Source organism: Pseudomonas oryziphila, from assembly GCF_003940825.1.
Classification (GTDB): domain Bacteria; phylum Pseudomonadota; class Gammaproteobacteria; order Pseudomonadales; family Pseudomonadaceae; genus Aquipseudomonas; species Aquipseudomonas sichuanensis.
Genome location: NZ_CP034338.1, coordinates 2,155,815 through 2,173,059, shown reverse-complemented (window position 1 = coordinate 2,173,059; position 17,245 = coordinate 2,155,815). Strand labels below are relative to the sequence as shown.

Below are 17,245 nucleotides of genomic sequence, written 5' to 3'. Positions count from 1 at the left end.
TCCCGCGAGGTCAGGCCCATGAGTATTCCCATTCCACCGGAGACACCCGACCCGAACATCGACGACCCGACATTACCGCCGCCGGTGCCCGAGGAAGATCCGGACGAAGCGCCGATCAAGCCGAGCGTGCCGCCCACGGTGGGCGACCCGCCGAGCGAGGAGCCGCCGGTGAAAGCTTGAGGATAGACAAGGCTGGGGGTGAGGCTGGCGGGGCACCTGATATTTTTGCCAGTAGCGCAGGCGGGCGAAGCTGGTTAAACAGAGCACTCACCCCCTGACGCCAGCCGCCCTCATGCCCGCCGACGACCGTGTCACCTCGATCCTGCTGTGGATCATCGACGACTTCCTTGAACTCAATGGCAGGCACAAGGCGCTCAGGGCTGGCTATGGCATGGGCGAACTGGGCGCCGACAGCTTCGACATGGTCGAGTTGCAGGCACGGATCGAGGAAGAGCTGCACATCCTGATCGAAACGGAGATTTCCGTCGACGTCACCTTCGATCAATTGCTCAAGCTGGTGCGCCAGGCGATTGATGCCCAGCCGCGGCGCCTAGCTCCTCGACACTGATCTCGCGCATCCTGAACTTCTGCACCTTCCCCGTCACCGTCATCGGGAACTCATCGACGAAGCGGAAATGCCGTGGCGCCTTGAAATGCGCCAGCCGCGCCTTGCACCACTGCTGCAATTCATCAGCCGTGGCGCTGTGCCCAGGGTGCAGGCGAACCCAGGCCACCACCTCCTCGCCATATTTGCTGCACGGAATCCCCACCACCTGCGCCTCGGCTACCGCTGGGTGGGTATGGAAGAACTCCTCCAGCTCACGCGGATAGATGTTCTCGCCGCCGCGAATGATCATGTCCTTGTTGCGCCCGACGATGCGCACGTAACCCTGCTCGTCCATCACTGCCAGATCGCCGGTGCGCATCCAGCGGGCCGGATCGATGGCGTCATGGGTGGCCTGCAGGTTGTCCCAGTAGCCAAGCATCACGCTGTAGCCGCGGGTGCACAGTTCACCAATCTCGCCACGCGGGACGATGCAACCGTCGGCGTCCACCAGCTTGGTTTCCAGCTGCGGCTGGGTGCGGCCGACCGTGGTCACGCGCAGTTCCAGCTCGTCATCAGGGCCGGTCTGCAGCGACACCGGGCTGGTCTCGGTCATGCCGTAGGCGATCTGCACCTCGGCCATGTGCATCTGCTCGATGACCTTGCGCATCACCTCGATCGGGCAGGTGGCGCCGGCCATGATGCCGCTGCGCAGGGTCGAGAGGTCCAGCTGCGGGCGCGACGGGTGGTCGAGCATGGCGATGAACATGGTCGGCACGCCATAGAGGATGCTGGCGCGCTCTTCGGCCACGGCGCGCAGGGTAAGCTCGGCGTCGAAGGCGTCGTTGGGGTAGACCATGGTGCTGCCGTGAGTGATGCAACCGAGGTTGGCCATGACCATGCCGAAGCAGTGGTACAGCGGCACCGGGATCACCATGCGGTCGTGTTCGGTGAGACCAAGGCTTTCGCCGACCATGTAGCCGTTATTGAGGATGTTGTAGTGGCTCAGGGTCGCCCCTTTGGGCGCGCCGGTGGTGCCGGAGGTGTACTGGATGTTCACTGGCTGGTCGAACTGCAGGCTGTTTTGTCGCTGCTCGAAGGTGGCGGGGTCGGTCTCCCCTGCCCGCCCAGCCAGCGCAGCCCAGGGCAGGAAGCCTGCGGGCGGCTCGGCGGCCAGGCTGATCACCCCGCGCAGATCGGGCAGTCGTTCGCTGCTCAACTGGCCGACGGGATGCTCGGCCAGGTGCGGCACCAGCGCCTGCACCATGGCGTGGTAGTCGGAGGTCTTGAATGCATCGGCGCACACCAGCCAACGGCAGCCAGACTGGCGTAGCACATACTCAAGCTCGCCCACCCGATAGGCCGGGTTGATGTTGACCAGGATCGCGCCAACCTTGGCCGTGGCCAGCTGCAGGATGCACCACTGGGCGCAGTTGGGTGCCCAGATGCCCACCCGCTCGCCGCCGGCCACGCCCAGCGCCATCAGCGCCCGGGCGTGCAGCTCGACCTGTACGGCCAGTTCGCGCCAGCTGTAGCGCAGGCCCTGGTGCCGCACCACCAGCGCCTCGCGCTCGGCATGGCGGGCCACGGTGGCGTCGAAGGCCTGGCCGATGGTCAGGGTCAGTAGAGGATGGTCCTGGCGGCCGCGGGTATAGCTTGGTTGAGGCATGGTTGTCCCTTCTTGTGGTTGTTCTGGGCATGACTGAAGCAGGCGGCGATTACTCTGGCGCAGATTTACGTTTACGTAAAGGTAATGATCTGATTGACAGTGCCGAGAGGCAGGTTTACGTTAACGTCAACCATAAGCATGACGGCGTTGTGGGAGCGGCGGTGCGCCGCTCCCACAACGCCGCAGCAACCGCTCCCATTTCAAGAACAAGAAGGTGCCCACATGCATTACCCCAGCCTGAACTTCGCCCTGGGCGAAACCATCGACATGCTCCGCGACCAGGTGCGCACCTTCGTCGCCGCCGAGCTGGCCCCGCGCGCCGCACAGATCGACCACGACAACCTGTTCCCCGCCGACATGTGGCGCAAGTTCGGCGACATGGGCCTCTTGGGCATCACGGTTTCGGAAGAGTACGGCGGCGCCGGTCTGGGCTACCTGGCCCACGTGGTCTCGATGGAAGAAATCAGCCGCGGGTCGGCCTCGGTGGCCCTGTCCTACGGCGCCCACTCCAACCTGTGCGTCAACCAGATCAACCGCAACGGCACCCACGAGCAGAAACTCAAGTACCTGCCCAAGCTGATCAGCGGCGAGCACATCGGCGCCCTGGCCATGAGCGAACCCAACGCCGGCTCCGACGTGGTGTCGATGAAGCTGCGCGCCGAAAAACGCGGCGACCGCTATGTGCTCAACGGCAGCAAGACCTGGATTACCAACGGCCCCGACGCCAATACCTATGTGATCTACGCCAAGACCGACCTGGACAAGGGCCCCCACGGCATCACCGCGTTCATCGTCGAGCGCGACTGGAAGGGTTTCAGCCGCAGCAACAAGTTCGACAAGCTGGGCATGCGCGGCTCCAACACCTGCGAGCTGTTCTTCGATGACGTGGAAGTACCGGAAGAGAACATCCTCGGCCAGCTCAACGGCGGCGTGCGGGTGCTGATGAGCGGCCTGGACTACGAGCGCGTGGTGCTCTCGGGCGGCCCGACCGGCATCATGCAGAGCTGCATGGACCTGGTGGTGCCCTACATTCACGACCGCAAACAGTTCGGCCAGAGCATCGGCGAGTTCCAGCTGATCCAGGGCAAGATCGCCGACATGTACACCCAGCTCAACGCCAGCCGCGCCTACCTGTACGCCGTGGCCCAGGCGTGCGACCGCGGCGAGACCACCCGCAAGGACGCCGCCGGGGTGATCCTGTACACCGCCGAGCGCGCCACGCAGATGGCCCTGGAGGCGATCCAGATCCTCGGCGGCAACGGCTACATCAATGAGTTCCCGGCCGGCCGCCTGCTGCGCGATGCCAAGCTGTACGAAATCGGCGCCGGCACCAGCGAGATCCGCCGGATGCTGATCGGTCGCGAACTGTTCAACGAAACCCGCTGAAGAAGCTTCAAGCAGCAAGCTACAAGCGGCAAGTAACAGCCCTGCACGCTTGTAGCCACAACACTGAACCATCTTGCAGCTTGAAGCTTGAAGCTTGAAGCTTGATTCTGCGCGAGGAGTCATGATGATCCTGAAGTCACAGTTGAACGTTAAGTCACCAGAGTTCGCGCAGAGCCGGGCCGCCATGGCGGCGCAGGTCCAGGCCCTGCGCGGCCTGCTCGCCCAAGTCAGTCAAGGCGGCGGGCCCAAGGCCCAGCAGCGGCATACCTCACGGGGCAAGCTGCTGCCGCGCGAGCGGATCGACCGCCTGCTCGACCCGGGTTCGGCGTTCCTCGAGATTGGCCAGCTGGCCGCCCATGAGGTGTACGGCGAGGACGTACCCGCCGCAGGCGTGATCGCCGGTATCGGCCGCGTCGAGGGCGTGGAGTGCATGATCGTGGCCAACGACGCCACGGTCAAAGGCGGCTCCTACTACCCGCTGACGGTGAAAAAGCACCTGCGCGCCCAGACCATCGCCCTGCAGAACCGCCTGCCGTGCATCTACCTGGTGGACTCCGGCGGGGCCAACCTGCCACGCCAGGACGAGGTGTTCCCCGACCGCGAGCACTTCGGGCGGATCTTTTTCAACCAGGCCAACATGAGTGCGCTGGGCATCCCGCAGATCGCCGTGGTGATGGGCTCGTGCACCGCCGGTGGCGCCTATGTGCCGGCCATGGCCGACGAGGCGATCATGGTGCGCCAGCAGGCGACCATCTTCCTGGCCGGCCCGCCATTGGTGAAAGCCGCGACCGGTGAAGTGGTCAGCGCCGAGGACCTCGGCGGCGCCGACGTGCACTGTCGCACCAGCGGCGTGGCCGACCACTATGCCGACAACGATGAACACGCCCTGGCCATCGCCCGGCGCAGCGTGGCCAACCTCAACTGGCACAAGCTCGGCAAGCTGCAATGCCAGGCACCGATTGCACCGCTGTATGGCGCCGAAGAGTTGTATGGCGTGGTACCGGCCGATGCCAAGCAGCCATTCGATGTGCGCGAGGTGATTGCGCGCCTGGTCGATGGTTCGGTGTTCGATGAGTTCAAGGCGCTGTTCGGCACCACCCTGGTCTGTGGTTTTGCCCACCTGCACGGCTACCCGGTGGCGATCCTGGCCAACAACGGCATCCTGTTCGCCGAAGCCGCGCAAAAAGGCGCGCACTTCATCGAGCTGGCCTGCCAGCGCGGCATTCCGCTGCTGTTCCTGCAGAACATCACCGGCTTCATGGTCGGCAAGAAGTACGAAGAAGGCGGCATCGCCAAGCACGGCGCCAAACTGGTAACCGCAGTGGCCTGCGCCCAGGTGCCGAAGTTCACGGTGATCATCGGCGGCAGCTTCGGTGCCGGCAACTACGGTATGTGCGGCCGCGCCTACGACCCGCGCTTTTTGTGGATGTGGCCCAATGCGCGGATCGGCGTGATGGGTGCCGAACAGGCGGCCGGCGTACTGGCCCAGGTCAAGCGCGAGCAGAGCGAGCGCAGCGGCGAAGTGTTCAGCCTGGAAGACGAGAAGAAGCTCAAGCAGCCGATCCTCGACCAGTACGAGCACCAGGGGCACCCCTACTACTCCAGCGCCCGGCTGTGGGACGACGGCGTCATTGACCCGGCGCAGACCCGCGACGTGCTCGGCCTGGCGCTGTCCGCCGCGCTGAACGCCCCGATCGAACAGAGCCGCTTCGGCATTTTCCGGATGTGACCCATGACCGATTTCGCCACTATCGAGCTGGAACACGACCCCCGCGGCTTCACTACCCTGTGGCTGAGCCGGGAAGACAAGAACAACGCCTTCAACGCCCAGATGATCCGCGAGCTGATCGTCGCGCTGGACCGGCTGGCCGAAGACGGCAGCCTGCGCTTCCTGCTGCTGCGTGGCCGTGGCCGGCATTTCAGCGCCGGCGCCGACCTGGCCTGGATGCAGCAGTCGGCGCAACTGGACTTCAATACCAACCTCGATGACGCTCATGAACTGGGCGAACTGATGTATGCCCTGCACCGCCTCAAGGCCCCGACCCTGGCCGTGGTGCAAGGCGCGGCCTTTGGTGGCGCGCTGGGCTTGATCAGTTGCTGCGACATGGCCATCGGCACCGAAGACGCGCAGCTGTGCCTGTCGGAAGTGCGCATCGGCCTGGCCCCGGCGGTGATCAGCCCGTTCGTAGTCAAGGCCATCGGCGAGCGCGCCGCACGCCGCTATGCCCTCACCGCCGAGCGCTTCAGCGGTGTACGTGCCCGTGAATTGGGCCTGCTGGCCGAGGTGTACCCGGCCGGCGAACTGGACGCCCAGGTCGAAGCCTGGGTGGACAACCTGCTGCACAACAGCCCCCAGGCCCTGCGCGCCACCAAGGACCTGTTGCGCGAAGTGGACGACGGCGAGCTGAGCCCGGCCCTGCGCCGCTACTGCGAAAACACCATCGCCCGTATCCGCGTCAGCGCCGAAGGCCAGGAGGGCCTGCGCGCCTTCCTGGAAAAACGCCGCCCCGCCTGGCAAACCGAACAGAAGAAGGAACCGCGCCCATGAGCCGTCCCACGTTGACCACCCTGCTGGTCGCCAACCGCGGCGAGATCGCCTGCCGGGTGATGCGCACCGCCAAGGCCCTGGGCCTGACCACCGTGGCCGTGCACAGCGCCACCGACCGTGACGCCCGCCACAGCCGCGAAGCCGACATCCGCGTCGACCTGGGCGGCAGCAAGGCCGCCGACAGCTACCTTGTGATCGACAAGCTGATCGCCGCGGCCAAGGCCAGCGGCGCCCAGGCCATCCACCCGGGCTATGGTTTTTTATCGGAGAACGCCGGCTTCGCCCGCGCCATCGAACAGGCCGGGCTGATCTTCCTCGGCCCACCGGCCAGCGCCATCGACGCCATGGGCAGCAAGTCGGCGGCCAAGGCGCTGATGGAGGCTGCCGGCGTGCCGCTGGTACCGGGTTACCACGGTGAAGCGCAGGATATCGACACCTTCCGCGCCGCCGCCGAACGCATTGGCTATCCGGTGCTGCTCAAGGCCAGCGCCGGCGGTGGTGGCAAGGGCATGAAGGTGGTCGAGGAGGAAAGCCAGCTGGCCGACGCCCTGGCCTCGGCCCAGCGTGAGGCACAGTCGTCGTTCGGCGATGCGCGCATGCTGGTGGAAAAATACGTGCTCAAGCCACGCCATGTGGAGATCCAGGTGTTCGCCGACCAGCACGGCAATTGCCTGTACCTGAACGAGCGCGACTGCTCGATCCAGCGTCGCCACCAGAAGGTCGTGGAGGAAGCGCCAGCCCCGGGCCTGTCCCCGCAACTGCGCCAGGCCATGGGCCAGGCGGCGGTGCGCGCGGCCCAGGCCATCGGCTACGTGGGTGCCGGTACCGTGGAGTTCCTGCTCGACGCCCGTGGCGAGTTCTTCTTCATGGAGATGAACACCCGCCTGCAGGTGGAGCACCCGGTCACCGAGGCCATCACCGGCCTGGATCTGGTGGCCTGGCAGATTCGCGTCGCCTGTGGCGAAGCGCTGCCGATCACCCAGGAGCAGGTACCGCTGCTCGGCCATGCGATCGAAGTGCGGCTGTACGCCGAGGATCCGGCCAACGAATTCCTGCCGGCCACCGGCACCCTGGCGCTGTACCGCGAGTCGGCGCCGGGTGAAGGGCGGCGGGTGGACAGCGGGGTCAGCGAGGGCGATGTGGTGTCGCCGTTCTACGACCCGATGCTGGGCAAGCTGATTGCCTGGGGCCAGGACCGCGAGCAAGCGCGCCTGCGGCTGCTGGCGATGCTCGATGAATTCGCCATCGGTGGCCTGAAGACCAACATCGCCTTCCTGCGCCGCATCCTCGCCCACCCGGCGTTTGCCGCGGCGGAGCTGGACACAGGGTTTATCCCACGTCACCAGGACGTCCTGCTGCCAGCGGTCGAAGCCCTGCCCGCGCCGTTCTGGGAAGCTGCCGCCGAAGCCTGGCTACAAAGCGCGCCGGCCCTGCAACGCGAGGACGACCCGGCCTCGCCGTGGGCCGCCCACGAGGGGCTGCGTCTGGGTCTGCCAGCGCGTAGCAGCCTGCATTTGCAGTGTGAGGGGCATGAGCAGGCGGTCGCCCTGGAGCGCACTGCGCCGTCTGCCTACCAGCTGGTTGGCGAACAGCTGTGCCACGACCAGGACGGCATCCGTCGTCGCCATCTGGCCGTGCGCCGGGGCGGCACCCTGTACCTGCAATGGCACGGCGAGCTGCATGCGGTCAGCGTGCATGACCCGATTGCCGCTGCTGAAGCCAGCCATGGTCATCAGGGTGGCCTGGGTGCGCCAATGAACGGCAGCATCGTGCGTGTGCTGGTCGAGCCGGGGCAGGTGGTGGAGGCCGGCACCGCGCTGGTGGTGCTTGAAGCCATGAAGATGGAGCACAGCATTCGCGCGCCCCATGGCGGGACGGTGAAGGCGTTGTTCTGCCAGGAAGGGGATATGGTCAGCGAGGGGACAGTGCTGGTGGAGTTGGAGGGGGAGTGATGGCTGCAATGCGCTAGCCGAAAGGTTTGCAGCGCCTATGAGATCGAGCGCCGCCCGCGCGGCGCTTCGCGGGTAAACCCGCTCCCACAGTCTGTTTCGGGCCAATTATTCCTGTGAAAGTACCGGTGCCTGCCTTGGTGCATGCCTTGAGTCATGTGGGGCGGCGGCAACGCCCACACTGAAACCGCGTCGTACCAACAAGGCGGACCAGGTGATGGCCCAGGAAAGACTGGCCCGAAACAAACTGTGGGAGCGGGTTTACCCGCGAAGCGCCGCGCGGGCGGCGCTCGATCTCAAGAGCGCTGCAAGGCTACCGCCTGGCACCTCGCAGCCCCAACGCGGTCCCCGAGCAAACCTAGAGCACCCCGTGCATCCGCACCACAACACCCAAAAACTCGCACCCCTCCTCGCACAGCACGGTGGGATACAAGGTATTCAGCGGCCTGAGCATCCGCTGCCCGCCCTCCTCGATCAACTCCCTAAGCACCGCTGGCTTGCCCGGTTGCCGGGCCACCACCAGCCTGCCTGGCGCAACCTCGATCCCGGCATCCACCAAAACCAGCACCCCCTGCGGCAAGCTCCTGCCACTGGTGGCGTTCATCGAGTCATTCTCCACCGGTAACCAGAACGCATTGCCGGCAGGCATATAGCCAGTCAGTTCCTGGGTTTCACTGGACTCGGGCAATGGCCCCTGCAGCTCGGCCCAGCTCAACACCGGGAAGCGGAAACTGGCATGGCGCAGTGCGTTCACCGGCAACGGCCGGTCCACCGCATAAACGCCTCGGCTTTCGCGGGTGATACTCCGTTCGACCACCATCACCCTGGCCTCCAGAGACACCAGCCCAAGCTGCTCCAGCTTCTCGTTGACGGTCTCCAGGGTCGGCCGGCGCGTGCCACGCAACCAATGGCCGAGACCGCCTTGGGTCATCCCTAAGCGTTCGGCCAGTTGATATTGCTTGAGGTTGTGCTCGCGCTTGTAGCGCGAGAGAAATTCGATCCAGTTTTCCATGGTTGTGAACGATACGGACTGGATGAATGGCTTCAATACACATCCTGAATTATCTTAACAGATATCAATAATACAGAATGACCTAACATCATTCGCTCATTGTCCTGGAACGGATTTCATAGGTGCAGTCATGAGCAATTCGAAAAAAGAAGAAACAGATCTCGACGAAGAGGCCGCCCGCCGCGCCCTCGACTTCTACCTCAACCCCACCCCTACCCCGTCGGAACTGCAGCGCCCACTGTGGACCCTGCGCGAAGGCGTCACCGGCGAGCAAGCAAACGAACACGCCATGGCCCTGCTGCGCTGCGCGGCAGCCACCGCACAGGAAACGGGCGCCCATCTGCAGGGCACGACACGGGATGTGGTATTTGCCCTGATGCACATGGTCAACATGGCGCGGGCCCTGCTGGAACAGCGCAAAACCACGGAACAAGGGGCGATATAGAAGGGAGAACGTGACAGCCGACGAACGGCAAAAGCCCCGATTGCCGGGGACGAGGAGCGCGTCAGGAAGATTTTTTTACCGATAGCTGGAAAAATCATTTGACTGGCAAATGATAACCATTATTATTGCGCTCAGCAGGTCGCGAGACCCGCTGGATAACCTGCAACGTCCTCAGGTCGGACGCTCAGATTATCTCCTCATCAGGCTAATCACGGTTTTTGACCCGGCTTTTTGCCGGGTCATTTTTTTTGGCTCTTCAGGCTAATGAAGATCGTTAATACCGGCGATGATAGCAAAACTGTGTCAGGACGTGAACGCTCATTACAAATCTTTGCCGAATCAGCACTTGAGAATCAATCTCGTTAAGCTTAAGCTGATCTCGCGTCAAGGAAGATGCCCCCACCCCCTCCCCCAATGAGCAAGGAGCTGTTCATGACCCGCTTGCTACTGCCCCTTGAGCATGACCCTCAAATCGCCAAGCAGCATGATCAGGACAACCTGATGCATGCGCTCAAGCGCCTGCCGCGCCGGGTGCAGCAAGTCTTTCTGCTCAACCGTCTCGACCAGCTGGGCTTCGCCGCCATCGCCGAACGCCTCGACCTGCCCTTGATCAGCATCGAGCGCCACATGAACCAGGCCCTGCAGACCACCCGCGCACAAGGCGATGCCGTGGCCAGCCTTGCCGGGCAATGGTATGTGCGCCTGCAAAGCCCTGAAGTGACCGCCAGCGAACGCATCGACTTCCGCCGCTGGCTGGATGCGGCCCCCGAACATCTGCACGCCTTCCAGCAAACCGAACTGCGCTGGCGCAGCCTGCTCGCGCCGGCACGCCAACTGGGTGACGACGGCTGGTATCGGCAAGGGCGCGCCGCATTGTCGTTGGGTGGGTGTTCGATTGCGCTCGGGCTGGGTGTCGCCGCACTGGTGGCATTGGGTTTGTGGGCCTGAAGGCTACGCGATCTTTGTGTAGGAGCGGCCTTGTGTCGCGATAGGGCCGCAACGCGGCCCCAGGATCTCAGCGTCACCGCGTAGATTGCTGGGGGCGCTACGCGCCCCTATCGCGACACAAGGCCGCTCCTACACAGGGATCACGTCAGCCCTTGAGAGCATTCGCTGCACAATGCCGCCACCATGCGGTGTACAGTACCGTCACAACAACGCCAAGACAGGAGCCTGGCAATGACCGTGACGCTGTCCCCGCTGCAGATCGACTGCGACTTCGATTCCGGCAACATCCGGGTGCTGGACGCCAGCAACCCCGCGCAGGTCCGCCTGAACATTCGCCCGGACACCAACAGTGGCCACTTCCAGTGGTTCCACTTCAAGGTCAGCGGCCTCACCCCTGGCCAGGTCCATCGCTTCAGCCTGGATAACGCTGCCGAGTCCTCCTACAAGAATGCCTGGACCGGTTACCACGCCGTGGCCTCCTACGACCAGCAGACCTGGTTCCGCGTACCAAGCCAGTTTGACGGCAAGGCACTGAGCTTCGAATTGAAGGCCGAGCAAAGTCAGGTGTGGTTCGCCTACTTCGAACCCTACACCCGCGCCCGCCACAACCAACTGATCGAACGTGCCCAGCAGATCCCCGGCGTAACGCTGCTGGCCAACGGGCGCAGCGTGCAGGGCCGTGACATCCCGCTGCTGCGGGCAGGCGACGGTGCCGTCGGCAAGCGCAAGCTGTGGATCATCGCCCAGCAGCACCCGGGCGAGCACATGGCCGAATGGTTCATGGAAGGCGTGATCGATCGCCTGCAGGCCAACGATGAAGTCATCCAGCAATTGCTGACCAAGGCCGATCTGTACCTGATCCCCAACATGAACCCGGACGGCGCCTTCCTCGGCCACCTGCGCACCAATTTCAAGGGCAAAGACCTCAACCGCGCCTGGCAGGACGCCAGTGTCGAACTGAGCCCCGAGGTGTTCTTCGCCCAGAGCCAGATGAAACTGCATGGCGTGGACGCCTTCGTCGATGCCCATGGCGACGAGGAAATCCCCCACGTATTCACCGCTGCCTGCGAGGGCAACCCGGGCTACACGCCGCGTATCGCCAAGCTGGAAGAGCAGTTCCGCAGCACGCTGTGCAGCCTGACGCCGGACTTCCAAACCAAGTACGGCTACACCCGCGACGAACCCGGCCAGGCCAACATGACCTTGGCTTGCAACGCCGTGGGCCAAGCCCATGACTGCCTGTCGCTGACCCTGGAGATGCCGTTCAAGGACCACGACGATGCGCCGAATCCGCGTACCGGCTGGTCCGGCGAGCGGTCGAAGGCACTGGCGGGCGCGGTGCTGGAGACGCTACTGAAGATGGTCGACGATCTGCGCTGAACCACCGTGGGAGCGGGCTTGCCCCGCGATTGGCGCCAGGTCAGGCAACGATGCCAGGTATTCTGACGCCAATCGCGGGGCAAGTCGCAGCGGCGCACCGGCGCTCCCACGATCCCCCGGCCGGCTTAGAACTGCACATCCAGGATCACATTGTCGAGATAGCTCCCCGCCGGCGGCGTGGCCTGGTCGGTATACACCTTGGCGTTGTAGTTGAACGTCTGGCTGCCCGTGCCGGTGCCATTGCCGGGATTCACATCGGCATCGCTGCTTGAGCGCCGCGCCGACGACAGCACCCCCCAGCGCACGCTGCCACCACTTTTGAAGATGTCGTAGGCCAGGTAGTTGCCGGCGCTGGATTTCATCCGCCGTCGCCCGCCCGCCACGTTCTGCCCGTCATCCAGCCCCACCGTGTAGCTGCTGCCCTTGGTGCACGACAGGCTGATGTTCTGGTTCACCGTACCGAACCCGGCCACCACCGGCGCGCTGGCGAAGCTGATGTTGGGGCTGGTGATCTGGCAGTCGTTGCTGACCGTGAGGGTGACGGTGAGGGTCTGGTTGCCGCTGCCAATATCGCGCCCCAGCACACAGGCGCCCAAGGCGCCGACGCCCGCGCAGTAGTTCCAGCTCCAGGCGATGTTCAGCGTTTCCTGGTACAAGCCTGCCGCCACGTTGGCGCCGATCACGGTCTTGAGGTACAGCGGCACGCTCTTGGGCGTGGTGCCATTGAGCAGCCCCAAGGCGTCGATGATGCCGTTACGGGCGAAATCGAACTGCACACCACGGCTGATCGGGTAGCTCGTGGTGGCATTGGCATACAGCGTGTAGGGGATCACGTCGCCCGTCGGCCCTACCAGCCCGCTGGTGCTGGAGGTGATGGTGGCATAGAAGTGATCGTTGGTAGCCAGCAGCGACAGCAACGAGCCGGTGCACTGCAACCCAGCGTTGCTGGATGAAGCGCTCTGTATCGTGGTGCGCACCAGGGTCGAATTGATCGTGCCGAATGCCGCCGGCGCCGTCGCCACCGAGGAGCACAGGGCCCAGGCCGCGCCCGGCAGCATCCAACCGGCCAGCAACCACAGGCAACGCGCCGCCGCCCTCACTGGCACACCAGCGGGCCGATCAGCGGGATCGGCCCCTCCCCGTCGGGCAGTTCGAACGCGACCTGGCATTGCCCGCCATCGGCCTTGCTCACCTGCAGATGATTGCTCGGCGACAGGTTCTCCAGGTACACCAGGCCATCCCAGCCCACCACCGCTTCGGCGCCACTTTCCCGGTGCAACACCCGGCTGCCCAGCTTGAGTTCCTGCTGGTTGCCGTCGACCAGCACCAGGCTCGCCGCCAGCACGCGCTTGAGCGGGAACTCCAGCAGGTAGCCGCTGCCGCGGCGCACCGCCACGCGTTGCTCCACCTCCGGCGCCAGCACATCGGCTGGCAGCTCCATCGGGTCGATCTCGTATTTACCGCGGTAGTAGCCGCTGCTGTAAGGCACCAGCAAGTGACCGTTGCGGTCGGTTCGGCCAATTTCCTGGTTTTCGTAACGCACCGGCACATCGGCATAACCGTTGGTGCTGACCACCACGAATGCGTCGTCGATGCGGTTGGCGGCGAACAGCCCGGCATCCATCAGCACCACCGAGCCGCTGGCGTCAGCCCAACGGGTCATCTGCTCGGGGTTGCCATACAGCCCGGCCTGCAACTGCACCGACTGCAGCCGCCAAGTCAGGTCGGCCTGACGATAGTCACCGCTGGTACCGCCCGTGGCATAGCCCAGGTTGTAGCCGACGCCACCGCCCACCGGCACCGCGCGGCTGTAGTTGACCCGTTGCAGGTCCTGGCCGTCCTTGCTGCGCTCGGCGCTGAAGGCCAGGGTGCCGTGCAGGTCGAAGGGGATCACCAGTTGCGCCTGCACCGCCCACTGGCTGTCGCCGACATCGCGGTTGGCCGACAGGTAGAGGCTGCTGTTACCCCACAACGGCTTGCTCCAGCTCAGGTTGATCAGCCGGGTGCGCGTGCCATCACCGGCACGTATGTCGAAATAGCCGGCGCCCAGGCTGCCGTAGCTGTCCAGGTTGAGGCTCACGGTGGCCTGTTCGCTGCGTCGGCTCAGCCGGGTGTAGGGGTTGTCCACCAGCGACAGGTCGGCATAGTCGCCATGGCGCTCGATGCGCTGGTAGTTGAAGCCCAGCCGGCGGCTGTTGTACTGGTAGCCCAGCGCCACCTGCTGGCCAGTGTCGCCGTCGAAACGGCTCTGGGCCACGGCGGCGTTGAGTACCCCGAAGGTGCCCAGTTGCAGGTTGCCGCCCAGGCCGGCAAGCATCATCGACGCGGCGGTTTCGGCATGGGTCTCGACGGTGAAGTAGTCAGACAGGCCATGGCGCAGGCTCGCCGAGGCGACGCCCGGCCCATAGGCAAAATCGCGGACGGCGTAATCGCGGCGCAGGCTGCCGGCGGCCACCGAATAATCGGTCAGGCCTTTGGCCAACAGGCTGCTGGTGACATAGAACGGCAAGGTGGTCGATACCTGCCGGCCCAGGGCATCGGTGGTCACCACCACCGCCTCGCCGGCGCCGTTGATGAACGGCACATTGGTCAGGGTGTAAGGGCCCGGCTGCAGCTCGGTGGTACTGCTCTTGTAGCCGTTGATGAACAGGTCCAGCGAGGTGGGCACCGCCGCCTCACCGGCAAAGGCCGGCAGCGGGTAGGTGACCAGGTCGGGACGCGCCCCGAAGTCGCGGGACAGCTGCAAGCCACCGATACGCACCGAGGTACTCCAGGGCAAGGCGCCGGTGACCAGGTCGCCGGCTTCATAGGTCAGCAGGCGCTGCTCGTCGGTGTAACGGAAGGTGGTGTCGTAGCGCAAAAAGCCCTGGCGGGTATCGCTTTGCGCACCGTTGAAGGCCTGGCGCCACTGCCCGGTGGTGGACAACGTGCCCCAATCGTCGAACAGGCGCAGCTCGTTCCAGGCGGCCAGATAAGTGCCACCGTCATCGGTGTCGTTGAGGTAGGCGTCGTAGTTGAACAAGGCACCGAAGCTGGTGCGGGTATCGCTGGCCGGGTACAGGCTGCGCCCGCCCACCTGCTGGTCGGGCAGCCAGGCCGCTGGCACTTGCAGCAGCAGGCGCTGGTTCTGGCTGTCGTAGTCGGTGTGCAAGCCGGCAATGGCGTCCAGCGCCACCTCGCCCTGGGGCTCGCCGGGCAGCTTGATGCCGGCCGCGCGCAACACCTCGCTGTCCAGGTACAGGCGCCCGGCGCGCTGCTGCACCGGCACCAGCTCAGCCTTGCCCACCTGGTTCACCAACAGGTCGAGGTACAGCGTGGCATCGGTGATGGCGGCCTGCTCGGTGGGTGGCGGCGGCAATTCGTCGGCCACGCCCACACCGGGCACCAGTACCGCCAGGCCCAGCCACACACGGTGCGCTGCCACCCGCACCCAACTCACGCACGATGTCCAACCATTGTCGGGTCCTCCCTGGCCCCTGTCGTTCGTTCAATGCCGCGTCACTGCCCTTGCCGGATGGCTTGCGCAACCTCCTGACCGTTGACCCGCCCCTTGAGCACACTGGCCGCACCGGGTGCGGCCGGCACCGGCCAGCGCATGCTCGCACCCGGCAGCACATACCCCAGCAGCCCCTCGACCAGGGGTTTGTCCTGCCCGCCTTGCTGCAACACCACATCGGTGAGCCGGGCGTGCACCGGGCCGGTGTTGCGCAGTTCGACATAGGGCTTGCCCTGCACCGTCACCGCGCGCCAGCTCAGTTGCGGCTTGCCCACGCCCTCGGCACTGCGCTTGCCGTCCGGGTCGGGCTTGCCCCACAGCCCTTCGCCATAGACGAACAACGGCACCGAATAGCGCATCTGCAGGCGGATTGCCGCCTTCGGCCCGTCGCTGGCGGTGTCGGCCGGCATCGGCGACGGGATTTCGTCGATGATGATGCGGTAGGCCTGCTCCTGGCCGACCGGCGAACTGCCGGTGCGGGTCAGGCGAATCAGTTGCTTCTGCCCCGGCGCAATGTTGGCCACCGGCGGGCTGCCGATGATTTCGCGCTGGGCCTGGAACTGCTCCTGGTACTCCCCCTGGCGCCAGGCGAATACCCGGACCTGCAGGCTGGCCGGCGCCGTGCCACGGTTTTCCAGCCACAGCGCGCCAGCCTTCTGCTCGGCCTCCAGCACCGGGTCGATCGGCCAGATCAGCACCGACGTCGCCGCCATGGCCTGGGTACCGGCCAGCAGCATCCCGAATAGCGTTTGCGCCAGTTTCGCGCTTGCCCCCATGCCCCTCTCCTTCTGCATCCAATGGTTCACGGCGCCGGCTTCACCAGCTCACCGTCACTTGCACCACGTCGGTATAGGTCCCCGCCGGCAGGGTGCCGGGCAAGGTGGTACGGCCGTAGACCGGTAACTTGATCGCCGTCGGGTCGCTGTAGCTCACGGTGACGCTGCTGCCGATGGCCAGGCTCTGGCTGAAGGCGGCGTCGCGGAACAGCTGGTAGGCCAGCAGCTGGCTGCCGCCGCTGCGCTTGAGGTTGCGGGTGCCGCTGGCGCTGTTCTGGCCGCCGTCCAGGCTCATGCTCATGGCCACCCCGGGGGTGCACTGGAAGGTCACCGTGGTGCCGCCGAGCGAAGTGCTCAAGGTGGCCGTGGACAATGCCGAACTGGTGCCGAAGTCCAGCACGCCATAGGTAGTCACCCCGCCAACCACCAGGCAGCCGGCAACGATCTGCGCGCTCACCTGAAAGGTGCTGCCGGTCGCGGCCAGCGCGCCTTGCGCCAGCAGCAGGCCCAGCCCGACAACCGGCAGCCGCCATGCGCCTGGCATGGCTCAGAAGCTCAGCTCGACCGCCACCGTGTCGGTGTATACCCCAGCCGGCAGGCCCGCCTTGCCGCGTGCCTGGCCATACAGGTTGACGGTCTGCGCCACGCCAGTGCTGGTCGGCAGGGTGATGGTGCCGTCGATGGCCAGCGGGGTCGTGTGCCCGGCGTCGGTGTAGAAGTCATAGGGCACGAAGTTGCCGGAGCCATCGGCCAGCGCGCGGGTACCACCGGCTGACTGCCCGTCATGGGAGCCGCCGCGCACCTTGATCACCGGTATGGTGCCCGAAGAGCAGAGGATGCTCATGGCGCCACCGCCGCCACCGAGCACTTGCCCGTTGGCTGTGGTGAACAGCGAATCCTGGGTGCCGAAATTGAGGTTGCCGAAGTTCAGCCCCGAAGTGCCGCCGGTGCCGTTGACCTGGCAGGCAGCGGTCAGCGTCAGGGTCGAGTTGATGGTGCCGGTAACCGTGGCCGCCTGGGCCTGGGCTGTCAGCGCCAGGCCAAGGCCGACGAGGATGCAGCGGGTCATGTGCTTGGGCATGAGGGTCTCCT

At 65.2% G+C, this 17,245-nt stretch carries 16 protein-coding genes; 9 read left to right on the top strand and 7 right to left on the bottom strand.

Going from position 1 to position 17,245, the window contains the following annotated elements; all coding sequences use genetic code 11:
- Positions 1-18: 18 nt before the first annotated feature.
- Both EJA05_RS28180 and EJA05_RS10375 read left to right on the top strand, forming a co-directional pair.
- Entirely contained in the window at positions 19-180 is a 162-nt protein-coding gene (locus EJA05_RS28180) for a hypothetical protein (RefSeq protein ID WP_190306048.1), read from the top strand.
- 112 nt (positions 181-292) lie between these two features.
- The gene (locus tag EJA05_RS10375; protein WP_125858163.1) at positions 293-568 is read left to right on the top strand and encodes an acyl carrier protein; all 276 of its coding nucleotides are present in this window, start codon (positions 293-295) and stop codon (positions 566-568) included.
- Here the strand turns inward: EJA05_RS10375 and EJA05_RS10370 are convergent.
- On the bottom strand, positions 510-2,213 hold the full coding sequence (locus tag EJA05_RS10370; RefSeq protein ID WP_125858162.1) for an AMP-binding protein: 1,704 nt from the start codon (positions 2,211-2,213) through the stop codon (positions 510-512). The genes EJA05_RS10375 and EJA05_RS10370 overlap by 59 nt on opposite strands.
- A gap of 222 nt (positions 2,214-2,435) precedes the next feature.
- Here EJA05_RS10370 and EJA05_RS10365 point away from each other — a divergent pair, with 222 nt between their 5' ends.
- The 4 genes from EJA05_RS10365 (at position 2,436) to EJA05_RS10350 (ending at position 8,099) form a co-directional block, all read left to right on the top strand.
- The gene (locus tag EJA05_RS10365) at positions 2,436-3,599 is read left to right on the top strand and encodes an isovaleryl-CoA dehydrogenase (protein WP_125858161.1); all 1,164 of its coding nucleotides are present in this window, start codon (positions 2,436-2,438) and stop codon (positions 3,597-3,599) included.
- Positions 3,600-3,720: 121 nt separating this feature from the next.
- Positions 3,721-5,328 carry a carboxyl transferase domain-containing protein gene (locus tag EJA05_RS10360; protein ID WP_125463523.1) on the top strand — a complete coding sequence of 536 codons (1,608 nt, stop codon included), beginning with the start codon at positions 3,721-3,723 and terminating at the stop codon, positions 5,326-5,328.
- A 3-nt stretch (positions 5,329-5,331) separates the two neighbouring features.
- Positions 5,332-6,147, top strand: a complete 816-nt coding sequence (locus EJA05_RS10355) for a gamma-carboxygeranoyl-CoA hydratase (protein WP_125858160.1) — start codon at positions 5,332-5,334, stop codon at positions 6,145-6,147.
- Entirely contained in the window at positions 6,144-8,099 is a 1,956-nt protein-coding gene (locus EJA05_RS10350) for an acetyl/propionyl/methylcrotonyl-CoA carboxylase subunit alpha (RefSeq protein ID WP_125463521.1), read from the top strand. Before EJA05_RS10355 ends, EJA05_RS10350 begins: the two co-directional genes overlap by 4 nt.
- Before the next feature lie 355 nt (positions 8,100-8,454).
- Here the strand turns inward: EJA05_RS10350 and EJA05_RS10345 are convergent, their stop codons facing one another.
- Entirely contained in the window at positions 8,455-9,108 is a 654-nt protein-coding gene (locus EJA05_RS10345) for a LexA family protein (protein ID WP_125861281.1), read from the bottom strand.
- Between the two features lie 130 nt (positions 9,109-9,238).
- Between EJA05_RS10345 and EJA05_RS10340 the strand changes: the two genes are divergently transcribed.
- The 3 genes from EJA05_RS10340 (at position 9,239) to EJA05_RS10330 (ending at position 11,881) form a co-directional block, all read left to right on the top strand.
- Positions 9,239-9,553 (top strand): DUF6124 family protein, encoded by a 315-nt coding sequence (locus EJA05_RS10340; RefSeq protein WP_125463519.1) that lies wholly within the window; start codon positions 9,239-9,241, stop codon positions 9,551-9,553.
- Between the two features lie 432 nt (positions 9,554-9,985).
- Positions 9,986-10,501, top strand: a complete 516-nt coding sequence (locus EJA05_RS10335; protein ID WP_125858159.1) for a DUF4880 domain-containing protein — start codon at positions 9,986-9,988, stop codon at positions 10,499-10,501.
- A 231-nt stretch (positions 10,502-10,732) separates the two neighbouring features.
- Positions 10,733-11,881: a M14 family metallopeptidase gene (locus tag EJA05_RS10330; protein WP_125858158.1), complete on the top strand. Its 1,149-nt coding sequence runs from the start codon at positions 10,733-10,735 to the stop codon at positions 11,879-11,881.
- A gap of 125 nt (positions 11,882-12,006) precedes the next feature.
- Here EJA05_RS10330 and EJA05_RS10325 read toward each other — a convergent pair whose 3' ends face one another.
- The 5 genes from EJA05_RS10325 to EJA05_RS10305 form a co-directional block, all read right to left on the bottom strand.
- Entirely contained in the window at positions 12,007-12,939 is a 933-nt protein-coding gene (locus EJA05_RS10325; RefSeq protein ID WP_125861279.1) for a Csu type fimbrial protein, read from the bottom strand.
- A gap of 38 nt (positions 12,940-12,977) precedes the next feature.
- Positions 12,978-15,305, bottom strand: a complete 2,328-nt coding sequence (locus EJA05_RS10320; protein WP_407692098.1) for a fimbria/pilus outer membrane usher protein — start codon at positions 15,303-15,305, stop codon at positions 12,978-12,980.
- Between the two features lie 74 nt (positions 15,306-15,379).
- Positions 15,380-16,153: a fimbrial biogenesis chaperone gene (locus EJA05_RS10315; RefSeq protein ID WP_190306047.1), complete on the bottom strand. Its 774-nt coding sequence runs from the start codon at positions 16,151-16,153 to the stop codon at positions 15,380-15,382.
- A 40-nt stretch (positions 16,154-16,193) separates the two neighbouring features.
- Positions 16,194-16,697 carry a Csu type fimbrial protein gene (locus tag EJA05_RS10310; RefSeq protein ID WP_125858156.1) on the bottom strand — a complete coding sequence of 168 codons (504 nt, stop codon included), beginning with the start codon at positions 16,695-16,697 and terminating at the stop codon, positions 16,194-16,196.
- A 3-nt stretch (positions 16,698-16,700) separates the two neighbouring features.
- Positions 16,701-17,234 carry a Csu type fimbrial protein gene (locus tag EJA05_RS10305; RefSeq protein ID WP_125858155.1) on the bottom strand — a complete coding sequence of 178 codons (534 nt, stop codon included), beginning with the start codon at positions 17,232-17,234 and terminating at the stop codon, positions 16,701-16,703.
- Between the last annotated feature and the right edge of the window lie 11 nt (positions 17,235-17,245).

What these genes read in the sequence shown, in the direction of transcription:
- EJA05_RS10305 (WP_125858155.1), bottom strand. Translation starts at nt 17,234, where the DNA reads ATGCCCAAGCACATGACCCGCTGCATCCTCGTCGGCCTTGGCCTGGCG.
- EJA05_RS10355 (WP_125858160.1), top strand. Translation starts at nt 5,332, where the DNA reads ATGACCGATTTCGCCACTATCGAGCTGGAACACGACCCCCGCGGCTTC.
- EJA05_RS10350 (WP_125463521.1), top strand. Translation starts at nt 6,144, where the DNA reads ATGAGCCGTCCCACGTTGACCACCCTGCTGGTCGCCAACCGCGGCGAG.
- EJA05_RS10340 (WP_125463519.1), top strand. Translation starts at nt 9,239, where the DNA reads ATGAGCAATTCGAAAAAAGAAGAAACAGATCTCGACGAAGAGGCCGCC.
- EJA05_RS10360 (WP_125463523.1), top strand. Translation starts at nt 3,721, where the DNA reads ATGATGATCCTGAAGTCACAGTTGAACGTTAAGTCACCAGAGTTCGCG.
- EJA05_RS10375 (WP_125858163.1), top strand. Translation starts at nt 293, where the DNA reads ATGCCCGCCGACGACCGTGTCACCTCGATCCTGCTGTGGATCATCGAC.
- EJA05_RS10325 (WP_125861279.1), bottom strand. Translation starts at nt 12,939, where the DNA reads ATGCTGCCGGGCGCGGCCTGGGCCCTGTGCTCCTCGGTGGCGACGGCG.
- EJA05_RS10310 (WP_125858156.1), bottom strand. Translation starts at nt 16,697, where the DNA reads ATGCCAGGCGCATGGCGGCTGCCGGTTGTCGGGCTGGGCCTGCTGCTG.
- EJA05_RS10345 (WP_125861281.1), bottom strand. Translation starts at nt 9,108, where the DNA reads ATGGAAAACTGGATCGAATTTCTCTCGCGCTACAAGCGCGAGCACAAC.
- EJA05_RS28180 (WP_190306048.1), top strand. Translation starts at nt 19, where the DNA reads ATGAGTATTCCCATTCCACCGGAGACACCCGACCCGAACATCGACGAC.
- EJA05_RS10315 (WP_190306047.1), bottom strand. Translation starts at nt 16,153, where the DNA reads ATGGGGGCAAGCGCGAAACTGGCGCAAACGCTATTCGGGATGCTGCTG.
- EJA05_RS10370 (WP_125858162.1), bottom strand. Translation starts at nt 2,213, where the DNA reads ATGCCTCAACCAAGCTATACCCGCGGCCGCCAGGACCATCCTCTACTG.
- EJA05_RS10330 (WP_125858158.1), top strand. Translation starts at nt 10,733, where the DNA reads ATGACCGTGACGCTGTCCCCGCTGCAGATCGACTGCGACTTCGATTCC.
- EJA05_RS10365 (WP_125858161.1), top strand. Translation starts at nt 2,436, where the DNA reads ATGCATTACCCCAGCCTGAACTTCGCCCTGGGCGAAACCATCGACATG.
- EJA05_RS10335 (WP_125858159.1), top strand. Translation starts at nt 9,986, where the DNA reads ATGACCCGCTTGCTACTGCCCCTTGAGCATGACCCTCAAATCGCCAAG.